This is a genomic window from Actinomadura napierensis (assembly GCF_039529375.1).
Classification (GTDB): Bacteria; Actinomycetota; Actinomycetes; order Streptosporangiales; family Streptosporangiaceae; genus Spirillospora; species Spirillospora napierensis.
The window spans coordinates 1-9,985 of the sequence record NZ_BAAAMR010000194.1 but is presented as its reverse complement, the minus strand read 5'-3'; the positions used below and the strand labels follow the sequence as shown (position 1 = coordinate 9,985).

Genomic DNA, 9,985 nt, shown 5'->3' with positions numbered 1-9,985 from the left:
TTTCCCGCCGGTTCGCCTAGAGTTTAAGGAGAATCCATTCGACGCCCCTTGGGGGGAGCCATGACCGTGATCCCGGCAACGCGCCCGGCGGCCCGCCCGGCGCTCCGCCGGGGAATCCGCCCGCCAAACCACCCGGTACCGGCCCGGATCCGGCCGACGAGCCGGAAAGTTCATCACCCGTTTCCCGCCGGTTCGCCTAGAGTTTAAGGAGAATCCATTCGACGCCCCTTGGGGGGAGCCATGACCGTGATCCCGGGTCTCGTCCGCCGCGCCGCCGCCGAGGCGGAGCACCGGCTGCGCGCCGGTGCGGGTCTGCTCGTCAGACTGGGCCGGGACCTGGAACGGTCGGCGGAACTGGAACGGTTCCTGCCCTCCTACGGGGAGCGGGTGCGCAGGCTGGAGGATACCGTCCGGGCGCAGGAGACGGCGCTGCGCACCCGCGACGAGGAGCTGACCGGGCTGCGCGCCGAGCTGGACTCGCTGGTCGCGCAGCTCAACGACCGGCTGCTGCCGCGCATCGACGAGCGGATGGACGACACCGAGCGCGACCTCGCCGCCGTCGCCACCAGCCTGATCCGCACCGGCCGCGACACCGCCGGGCACCGCACCCGGCTGGAGGCGGTGGAGCGGCGGATCGGCGACCTGCGCACCAAGCTCGCGCAGCTGGAGCAGCGGGCGGGCCTGTGGCGCGACCTGCAGGCGACGATGGCGCGGCTCGGCGAGGACGTCGACGCGCTGCGCGCCCGGACGGCGCTGCGCGCGGCCGAGCCGGCCCCGGCCGAGCCCGCGCCCGTCACCCCGGTCACGCCGGTCGCCCCGGTCGTGACCGACCGCGTCACCGACCGCGTCACCGACCGTCCCGCCTGATCCGGCCGGGCCGCCCGGTCCGGCCGGCGGCGGGCCGGTCGGCCGCCTTCCCGGCGTTCGGGACAATGGGGGCATGACCTTCGCCATTCCCGACCCCAAGCGCGGTTTCGCCAGCGACAACCAGGCCGGCGTCCACCCTGAGATCCTCGCGGCGCTCGCCGCGGTGAACGAGGGCCACCAGCCCGCCTACGGAGACGACGCCGTGACGGCGCGGCTGCGCGAGGTGGTCCGGGGGCACTTCGGCCCGGCGGCGGAGGTGTTCCCGGTGTTCAACGGGACGGGCGCGAACGTGGTGTCGCTGCAGGCGATGTCGCAGCCGTGGAGCGCGGTCGTGTGCCCGGAGTCGGCGCACATCAACACCGACGAGTGCGGCGCGGCGGAGAAGATCGCCGGGCTGAAGCTGGTCACGGTGCCCGCGCCGGACGGGAAGCTGACGCCCGGGCTGGTCGAGCGGTACGCGACCGGGTTCGGCAACATCCAGCGCCGCCAGCCGTCCGCGGTGTCGATCACGCAGAGCACCGAGCTCGGGACCGTCTACACCCCCGAGGAGGTCGCGGCGGTCGCGGCCGCGGCGCACGAGCGGGGCCTCGGCGTGCACATGGACGGCGCCCGGATCGCCAACGCCGCCGCCGCGCTCGGCGTGCCGATGCGCGCGTTCACCACCGACGCGGGCGTGGACGTGCTGTCGTTCGGCGGCACCAAGAACGGGCTGCTGCTGGGCGAGGCGATCGTCGTGCTGAACCCGGACGCGGTCCAGGGGCTGGCCTTCCTGCGCAAGTCGAGCATGCAGCTGGCGTCGAAGATGCGGTACGTGTCCGCCCAGCTCGTCGCGCTGCTGGACGGGGACCTGTGGCTGCGCAACGCCGCGCACGCGAACGCGATGGCGCGCCGGCTCGCGGACGCGGCGGGCGCGCTCCCGGGCGTGGAGGTCACCCAGGACGTGCAGGCGAACACGGTGTTCGCGATCGTCCCGAAGGACGCGGCGGAGCGGCTGCGCAAGCGGTTCGCGTTCTACACCTGGGACGAGCGGACGGGCGAGGTCCGCTGGGTGTGCTCGTTCGACACCGCCGAGGAGGACGTGGACGCGTTCGCCGCGGCCCTCGCCGAGGAGCTGTCCGGCTGACCTGCGGGGCGACCCGGCGGGCGGGCCGGGGCGTCCCGATCATCGGGAGGCGGGCCGACACCGCCCCGCCCTTCGGCGTTATCGTGGACCCGAACTGGATTCGGTATCAGGAGGCGAGCCCGAAGATGACCAATCGCACCTTCGTCGTGGGCGTGGGCATGACCAAGTTCGAGAAGCCGGGCTCCCGCGACTGGGACTACCCCGACATGGCCAAGGAGGCCGTGGGCAACGCCCTCCAGGACGCCGGCGTCCCCTACGACAAGATCGAGATGGCCTACGCCGGCTCGATGTACGGGTCGATGGGCCAGCGCGCCCTCTACGAGACGGGCATGACCGGCATCCCGGTGATGACCGTCATGAACGCCTGCGCCACCGGGTCCAGCGCCCTGTTCCTCGCCCGCCAGGCCGTCCGGGGCGGGCTCGCCGACTGCGCGCTCGCGCTCGGCATGGAGAAGATGAAGAAGGGCTCGCTCGGCGCGGGCGTCGGCGAGTCCAAGGTGACCATCATCGACCACCACCTGCGCTCGATGACCGCCGGCCGCGAGTGGGAGCTGGACAAGGCGCCGATGCCGCAGATGTTCGGCAACGCCGGCCGCGAGCACATGGAGAAGTACGGCTCCACCCCCGAGCACTACGCCTGGATCGGCTGGAAGAACCACAAGCACTCGGTGAACAACCCGTACGCGCAGTTCCAGACCGAGTACTCCTTCGACGACGTCAAGAACGCGCCGATGATCTTCGACCCGCTGACCAAGCTGCAGTGCTCCCCCACCTCCGACGGCGCCGCCGCCGCGGTCGTGGTCAGCGAGCGGTTCGTCGACGAGCACGGCCTGTGGGACCAGGCGGTCGAGATCGCCGGGCACCACATCGCCACCGACACCTCCGAGAGCTTCGCCGACAACTCCTCCATCCAGGTCGTCGGGTTCGGCGTCTCGCAGCGCGCCGCGAAGAAGGCGATGGACGAGGCGCAGGTGTCCATCGAGGACGTCGACGTCATCGAGCTGCACGACTGCTTCAGCGCCAACGAGCTGATCACCTACGAGGCGCTGGGGATGGCGGGGGTCGGCGAGGGCCACAAGCTCGTCGACGACAAGGCCACCACCTACGGCGGCAAGTGGGTCGTCAACCCCTCCGGCGGCCTGATCTCCAAGGGCCACCCGCTGGGCGCGACCGGCCTCGCCCAGTGCGCCGAGCTGACCTGGCAGCTGCGCGGCAAGGCCGGGAACCGGCAGGTCGACGGCGCCCGGGTCGCCCTCCAGCACAACATCGGCCTCGGCAGCGCCTGCGCCGTCGCGGTCTACAAGCCCGCCTCCGCCTGACGCTCGTTCACTTGCGGCGAGTCGTCGTTATGGGACGCCTCGTAACGACGACTCGCCGCAACTCAACGCGTCAGGCGTGCGGGGCAGTGTGGACGCGGGTTCCGTCCACGTAGGTGATGTGGACGCTTGTCTCGGCGATGGCGGCGGCGGGGCCGGCGAACGGGTCGCGGTCCAGGACGACCAGGTCGGCCCGGTTGCCGGGACGCAGGCAGCCGGTGTCGTCGAGATGGTTCACGTAGGCGGAGCCGGCGGTGTAGGCGGCCAGGGCGGTGGACAGGTCGAGGGCCTGCTCCGGCAGGAAAGGCTTGCCGTCGCCGCCGGGCAGGACGCGGTTGACCGCGACGTGGATCCCCTCGATCGGGTCGGCGCTGCTGACCGGCCAGTCGCTGCCGGCCGCGAGGGTCGTCCCGGCGCGCAGCAGGTCGCCGAACGGGTACTGCCAGGCGGCGCGCTCGGGGCCGAGGAACGGGATGGTCAGCTCGTCCATCTGCGGCTCGTGCGCGGCCCACAGCGGCTGCATGTTGGCGGTCGCGCCGAGCGCGCGGAACCGTCCGACGTCGTCGGGGTGGACGACCTGGAGGTGCGCCAGGTGCGGCCGGGTGTCGCGCCAGCCGTTGGCGGCGCGGGCGGCCTCGACGGCGTCGAGCGCCTCCCGGACGGCGCGGTCGCCGAGGGAGTGGAAGTGGACCTGGAAGCCGTGCGCGTCCAGGGCGGTCACGTACCCGGGCAGCGCCTCGGGGTCGACGAAGCTGAGGCCGCTGTTGGCGGTGGCGCAGCCGCACGCGTCGAGGTAGGGGGCGGTCATCGCGGCGGTGAAGTTCTCCGCGACGCCGTCCTGCATGATCTTCACGCTGGTGCAGCGCAGCCGGCCGCGGGTGAGCCGCTCCCGCTTGTCGAGCAGGTCGGGGATCTGCTCCTCGCCGCGGGCCCGCGACCACCACAGCGCGCCGACCACGGTGGCGGTCAGCGACCCGTCGGCGGCGGCCGCCGCGTAGGCGTCGGACACGTCGGGGTAGCCGTCGGAGCCGCTCACCAGAGCGTCCTGCCAGGCGGTGATGCCGAGGCCGTGCAGCATCTTCTGGGCGCGCAGCAGCCCGGCGATCCGGTCCTCGCGGGTGCGGGCAGGCAGCAGGCGCCCGACCAGGATCATCGCGCCCTCCTGCAGCATGCCGGTGGGGCGTCCCCGGTCGTCGCGCTCGATGCGCCCGTCGGACGGGTCGGAGGTGTCGGCGGTGACCCCGGCGAGCTCCAGCGCCCGGCTGTTCACCCACGCGCCGTGGTGGTCGCGGTTGACCAGGTAGACGGGACGGTCGGGGACGGCCGCGTCGAGCGCCTCGCGGGTGGGGGTGCCGCCCGCGAAGCTCTCCATCGACCAGCCGCCACCGGTGATCCACTCCCGCTCGGGGTGCGCGCCGGCGTAGGCGCGGACGCGCCGCAGGTACTCCCCCGGGTCGACGGTGCCGGTCAGGTCGCACTCGCCGAGTTCGATCCCGCCCATGACGGCGTGGACATGCGCGTCCTGGAAGCCGGGCAGCAGCAGGCGGCCCCGCAGGTCGACGACCTCGGTGCCGGGCCCGGCGAGGTCCTTCACCTCGTCGTGGCCCACGGCGGTGATCCGCCCGCCGGTGACGGCGAGCGAGGTGGCCCGGCTGCGGGCCGGGTCCATGGTCAGGATCGGTCCGCCGGTGAACAGCAGGTCGGCGCGCTGGCGGGTCATGAAGGCGGTCTCCCTCGGACGAACAGGGCGGCCGCCCCGGCGGGTCTCTATGAAATAGCGCGTGCGCTTCTGTGGTCAATGGCGTTGTCATAAGGTGGCGGCCGTCCCGTCCGCGCGCCTCCGGGAGACACGCCATGGACCGCACGCCCCCGCAGCCCGAGCGCGCCATCGCGCGCAAGCGACGCCGCCGTCCCACCAAGTCGGGGGTCGTGCTCTCCCACGAGCTGATCGTCGACACCGCGATCCGGCTGCTCAACCAGGGCGGCGGCGACGACGCGCTCACCGTCCGGCGGCTCGGCACCGCGCTCGGCGCCGACCCGTCCTCGATCTACCGGTACTTCCGCGACACCGACGACCTGGTGCTCGCCGTCGCCGACGAGCTGATCGGCCGCACCCTCGCCGGCACCCGGCGGGACGGCGGCTGGCGCGAGCGGCTGCGCCACGTCGGCGAGCACCTGCACGCCACCTACGTGGCGCACCCGAAGGTCGCGCTGCTCGCCGCGTCCCGCGTCACCCGCCGGCCCAACGAGATCCGCGCCGTCGAGACCGGCCTCGCCATCTTCCGCGAGGCCGGGTTCCCGCCGGACCTCGCGGCCCGCCACTACCACCAGTTCGTCGACCTGACCCTCGGCTTCGCGGCCCTGGACGCCGCGGCGAACGCCCTGCCGCCCGAGGCCGCCGCCGCCGACCGCGCGGCGTGGACGGCCACCTACGCCCGGCTGGACCCGCGCACCCACCCGCACATCAGCGCCTGCGCCGTCCCGCTCGCGAAGACCATGGTGACCAGCGCCTATCCCGGCGCGCTCGCCCTGTTCCTGGACGGTCTCGAAGCCCGCCTGGCCGAGGTCACGGCGCCTGGCACAGGTCGATGAAGGTCCTGCACAGGTCCAGGCTGAAGGTGTCCACGCCCCTGCCCAGCAGCGTGCCCTCCGGCCCGGGGACGCGGATCAGCCCGCCGAGCCCGCGGAACAGCCGGTCCAGCACGTCCATCAGCACCGGCAGGTTCCGATCCTGCGACGCCACGACCTGGACCACGTTCGCCGTCCCGTCGACCATCCGGCCGATGTTCGCGCCGTGCGCGCGGAACGTGCCGCCCACCTGGTCCGACAACTCTCCGGCGGCGTCCAGCAGCTGCGACACCTTGTCGGGCCGCTGGTAGATCACCGGTGCGAGCCGGTCGAAGTCGCCGGCCGCGCCCGCGATGGTGCCGCCCCGGGCGGCGAGCGTCCCCGACACCCCGGTGAGGTCGCCGATCATCCGCCGGATCTCCGGCTCCCGCGCGTGGACGGCGTCGGTGACCGCCGCCCCGTTGACGACCGTCCGGTGCAGCGCGGGCCCCTCGCCGTCCAGGCCCGCCGACAGCGTCCGCATGATCGTGGCGACGTCGGACGGGTCGATCGCGCGGGCGAGGTCGTAGGCGCGGTCGGTGATGCCGGTCAGCTCGCGCGGCTCCGACGTCCGGGTGATCTCGGCCCCGTCGGGCAGCGCGGGGCCGGCGCCGAGGTCCAGGCTCAGGTCCTTCGGCCCGAAGACCGAGACCGGCTCGATCGCCGCCCGCGTCGTGGCGGGGACGGCGACGCCGGCCTCCACCCGCAGCCCCACGGCGACCCGGCCGTCCCGCCGCAGCCGGACGGACTCGACGCGCCCGACCGCGATCCCCCGCACCTTGACGTCCGACCTGCCGGGATCCAGGCCCTCCCCGGCGGTGGAGAACACGGCCGTGAACCGGTGCACCCGCCCGGGCGAGGGACTCCCGGCGACCACCATGGCGGCCGCCGCGACCGCCAGCGCCGCGAACCCGGCCACCGCGTACAGGAACCGGCTGCGCGCGGACAGGTGCTCGTCGCTCATGGCGGGGTCCCTTCGTGAGGCCGCCATTGCACCCGCGCGGGCCCCGGACGGGCTATGCGGCCGGCGACGAAGCTTCGCCGGCGGACCTGTGACCCGTCCCACAAAAGTACGCTCGCGGAGCATTTGGACATGCGACAGGAATTGACTCTTGTCTCATTCCGGGTACGGTGGAAGTAAGCGTTCACTGGCAGGAGGTGCGATGCCCGCCGCCCCAGCATCCGGCCCCACCGCCGGCACCGTCACGACCGCCCGCTCCGCTCCCCCGCGTCCCCGGGCCGCCGCCACCGCCCCGCTCGGCCCCGGCACCCTGCTCTGGCGGCACGCCGCCGACCTGCGCTCCCTGCTCCCCGGCGCCGCCGCGGGCCTGATGCAGCTCATGCACCCCGGCATCGGCGCCGGCGTCGGCGAGCACTCCGCCTTCTTCGACGCGCCCTTCGACCGCATCCACCGGTCCGTCCCGCAGATCTGGGCGACGATCCTCGCCCCCGACGCCGGTGCCCGCGGCCGCGCCATCCGCGACCTGCACCGCGGCATCGGCGGCACCGACGAGCGCGCCCGCCGCTACCACGCCCTGGAACCCGAGACGTTCTGGTGGGCGCACGCCACCTTCACCTGGGAGATCTTCAAGGCCGCCGAGCTGTTCCACCCCGGCGCCCTCACCGCCGAGGACCACGAGCGCATGTACGCCGAGACCGTCACCTGGTACTCCCGCTACGGCGTCAGCATGCGCCCCGTCCCCGCCGACTACGCCGCCTTCCAGTCCGCGTTCTGGCACATCTGCACCGAACGCCTCGAACTCACCCCCGCCGCCGCCCGCGCCCTGGAGATCGCCAAGCACGGCTCCGACACCGTCACGCTGCTGCCGGTCGGCGGCCCCCGCCTCGACCGCGCCGGACGCCTCGTCGCCGAGCGCCCGCTGCGCCTGATCACCTTCGGCTGCCTGCCCGCCGTCGTCCGCGACCGCTTCGACATCCCCTGGACCGCCCTCGACCAGGCGCAGTTCGCGGCGCTCGCCATGGCCAACCGGCAGGGCTACCGGATGGTCCCCACCGGCATCAACCATTGGGCCCTGCGCACCATGCTCCGCTACATCGGCGCCCAGACCCGCCCCGACCGCTACCAGCCCGCCGCCTAGGGGGTCGCGAGAGGCGTCCGGACCTGGGCGCTCAGCTCCTCGCAGGCGGTGAGCACCCGCTCCACGTCGTCGTCGGTGAGACCGGCGTGAACGGACAGGCGGAGCAGCGTGCGGGCCGCGGGCACCACCGAGAACAGCGCGGCACTGAAGATGTCCCGGCCGGCCAGCTCGTCGCGCAACCGCACCGCGTCGGCCTCCGCGGACGTCTCCAGCGCGATGATCTGCGTGTCGGCGTCGACCGCGCCGAACCCGAGCGCCGCCAGGCCGCCGCGCAGCCGGCCGGTGGCCGCGCGCACCCGCTCCCGCCGCCAGCCGTCCTCGCGGACGACCTCCGGCGCCGCCGCGAGCCCCGCGACCTCGTGCGACGGCAGCGGCGCACCGGACGCCGCCGCGGCGGACGCTCCGGCGAACGCGGGATGGTCCCCGGCGATCAGGCCCGCGCGGGCGCAGAACGCCTTGCCGAGCCCGGCGGTACGGAAGGCGACCCTGCCGGCCAGGCCCAGCTCGCCCACCAGCCCCTCGCCCCGCACGCCCCGCACCCCGATCGCGTGCGACTCGTCGACCACCAGCAGGCAGCCGTGCTCCTCGGCGACCTCGACCAGGCCGGTCAGCGGGCACACCGACCCGTCCGTGCCGTAGACGGCGTCGGCGCAGATCACGCCGGGACCGCCCGCCTCGACCCGCCGCCGCAGGTCCTCCAGGTCGTTGTGGCGGAAGCAGACGGCCTCCGCGCCCGCCGCCCGCGCCCCCTCCCACAACCACAGGTGCGCCAGTTCGTCCAGGTAGACGGGCGTGCCGGGACCGGCGGCCAGCTGCAGCACGCCGATGCCCGCGTCCCGTCCGGACGGGCACAGCACACCGTCGCGCGCACCCAGATGGCGCGCGAACTCAGCACCCAGCCTGACCTGCGGATGGCCGTCGGGGAGGCCGGCGTTCTCGGGGGAGCGCTCCCGCACCGCGCGCAGGCCGCCGACCATCGCCTCGGTGACCCGCGGATGCTCGCCGATGGCCAGATAGTCGCCGCAGGTCAGCACGATGGTCCGCGTTCCCGGCGCGGTCCGGCCCGGTGCCGTGGGCCGGCGCGCCCGGCGTCCGCCCGCGGCACCGCGCAGATGCCTGATGCGATCGCCCAGTCGCTGATGGGCGCTGGTCATGGTCGTCACTCTCCCCGGTCGCGGGACGGCCACACTAAGTAGTGCTCCCTAATCATAGGGTGAAAAGAATCTATGGGGTGGACCAATCACGGGCCGTACAACGAGAAATCCCGGCCTCGGCGGCGAGCCGCTCGCCGTGCTCGAACCGGCGCTGACCGCCTGCGCCGCCGCATGGGCCACGTGGACCGCGACGCGGCCGAGGCGCCCGTCCCCGCCCCGACGCGCAGCGTCCTGCGACCATTCCCCTGCAGGGCGGGCGCCGGTCGCGCGTTCTTCAACCGCGTGGTCCACAACGGACGGTGTGGACACGATCGCCGCCGGCGCCGAACGCCCGACGTCCGCCGAGGCACCCCGCGTCCCCACCGCGCGCCCGCCCTTCGTCCGCTGGACGGCCCTCGCCGCCCTGCTCGCCGCCGGAGCCGCCACCGCAGCGGTGCTCCTGCGCTCGACGCCCCTCCCCGCGGCGCTCGCCGCCGTCGGCGACATGCGCTGGGGATTCCTGCCCTTGCTGCTGGTGCCCGCAGGTCTGCACTACGTCTTCGCGGCGATCGCGCTGCGCGGCGCGTCCGGCCGCGCCCTCCCGCTCGGCGAGACGACGCTCGCCCAGTTCACGGCGGCCGCCGCCAACCGCGTCACCCCCGGCGGGTTCGGCGCCGCCGCCGTCAACACCCGGTACCTCGTGTGCCGCGGGCTGCCCCTGTCCCGGGCGGCCGTAGCCGTCACCGCGCAGCAGGCCGCGCGGCCGGTGGGCGGCCTGCTGCTGATGGCGGCCGCGCTCGCGGTCGGCGGCGGGGACGGCCGGATGCCGGACGCGATCGC

9 protein-coding genes are annotated in these 9,985 nt (G+C 74.1%); 6 read left to right on the top strand and 3 right to left on the bottom strand.

Annotation, left to right across the window (positions count from 1 at the left end; all coding sequences use genetic code 11):
- Positions 1-240 precede the first annotated feature (240 nt).
- From ABD296_RS47710 to ABD296_RS47700, 3 genes are all read left to right on the top strand, one after another.
- Complete coding sequence (locus ABD296_RS47710; protein ID WP_344284574.1) at positions 241-867, top strand: hypothetical protein; 627 nt, start codon at positions 241-243, stop codon at positions 865-867.
- Between the two features lie 73 nt (positions 868-940).
- Positions 941-1,990 (top strand): threonine aldolase family protein, encoded by a 1,050-nt coding sequence (locus tag ABD296_RS47705; protein WP_344284571.1) that lies wholly within the window; start codon positions 941-943, stop codon positions 1,988-1,990.
- Between the two features lie 125 nt (positions 1,991-2,115).
- Positions 2,116-3,309 carry a thiolase C-terminal domain-containing protein gene (locus tag ABD296_RS47700; RefSeq protein WP_344284568.1) on the top strand — a complete coding sequence of 398 codons (1,194 nt, stop codon included), beginning with the start codon at positions 2,116-2,118 and terminating at the stop codon, positions 3,307-3,309.
- Between the two features lie 70 nt (positions 3,310-3,379).
- On the opposite strand, the gene ABD296_RS47695 is transcribed toward ABD296_RS47700, so the two are convergent.
- Complete coding sequence (locus ABD296_RS47695; protein ID WP_344284564.1) at positions 3,380-5,026, bottom strand: amidohydrolase; 1,647 nt, start codon at positions 5,024-5,026, stop codon at positions 3,380-3,382.
- A 134-nt stretch (positions 5,027-5,160) separates the two neighbouring features.
- Between ABD296_RS47695 and ABD296_RS47690 the strand changes: the two genes are divergently transcribed.
- Entirely contained in the window at positions 5,161-5,898 is a 738-nt protein-coding gene (locus ABD296_RS47690) for a TetR/AcrR family transcriptional regulator (protein WP_344284561.1), read from the top strand.
- On the opposite strand, the gene ABD296_RS47685 is transcribed toward ABD296_RS47690, so the two are convergent.
- Entirely contained in the window at positions 5,873-6,877 is a 1,005-nt protein-coding gene (locus ABD296_RS47685; protein ID WP_344284558.1) for an MCE family protein, read from the bottom strand. The two genes, ABD296_RS47690 and ABD296_RS47685, sit on opposite strands and share 26 nt — an antisense overlap.
- A gap of 199 nt (positions 6,878-7,076) precedes the next feature.
- Between ABD296_RS47685 and ABD296_RS47680 the strand changes: the two genes are divergently transcribed.
- The gene (locus ABD296_RS47680) at positions 7,077-8,012 is read left to right on the top strand and encodes an oxygenase MpaB family protein (protein WP_344284555.1); all 936 of its coding nucleotides are present in this window, start codon (positions 7,077-7,079) and stop codon (positions 8,010-8,012) included.
- Here ABD296_RS47680 and ABD296_RS47675 read toward each other — a convergent pair.
- Positions 8,009-9,166: an aminotransferase class I/II-fold pyridoxal phosphate-dependent enzyme gene (locus ABD296_RS47675; protein ID WP_344284552.1), complete on the bottom strand. Its 1,158-nt coding sequence runs from the start codon at positions 9,164-9,166 to the stop codon at positions 8,009-8,011. The genes ABD296_RS47680 and ABD296_RS47675 overlap by 4 nt on opposite strands.
- A gap of 301 nt (positions 9,167-9,467) precedes the next feature.
- Between ABD296_RS47675 and ABD296_RS47670 the strand changes: the two genes are divergently transcribed.
- On the top strand, positions 9,468-9,985 hold a 518-nt coding region (locus tag ABD296_RS47670; protein ID WP_344284549.1), incomplete at its 3' end, for a hypothetical protein.

Bases quoted from the DNA above. Each gene is read 5' to 3' on its own strand.
- ABD296_RS47680 (WP_344284555.1), top strand. From the start codon at position 7,077: ATGCCCGCCGCCCCAGCATCCGGCCCCACCGCCGGCACCGTCACGACC.
- ABD296_RS47685 (WP_344284558.1), bottom strand. From the start codon at position 6,877: ATGAGCGACGAGCACCTGTCCGCGCGCAGCCGGTTCCTGTACGCGGTG.
- ABD296_RS47705 (WP_344284571.1), top strand. From the start codon at position 941: ATGACCTTCGCCATTCCCGACCCCAAGCGCGGTTTCGCCAGCGACAAC.
- ABD296_RS47690 (WP_344284561.1), top strand. From the start codon at position 5,161: ATGGACCGCACGCCCCCGCAGCCCGAGCGCGCCATCGCGCGCAAGCGA.
- ABD296_RS47675 (WP_344284552.1), bottom strand. From the start codon at position 9,166: ATGACCAGCGCCCATCAGCGACTGGGCGATCGCATCAGGCATCTGCGC.
- ABD296_RS47695 (WP_344284564.1), bottom strand. From the start codon at position 5,026: ATGACCCGCCAGCGCGCCGACCTGCTGTTCACCGGCGGACCGATCCTG.
- ABD296_RS47700 (WP_344284568.1), top strand. From the start codon at position 2,116: ATGACCAATCGCACCTTCGTCGTGGGCGTGGGCATGACCAAGTTCGAG.
- ABD296_RS47710 (WP_344284574.1), top strand. From the start codon at position 241: ATGACCGTGATCCCGGGTCTCGTCCGCCGCGCCGCCGCCGAGGCGGAG.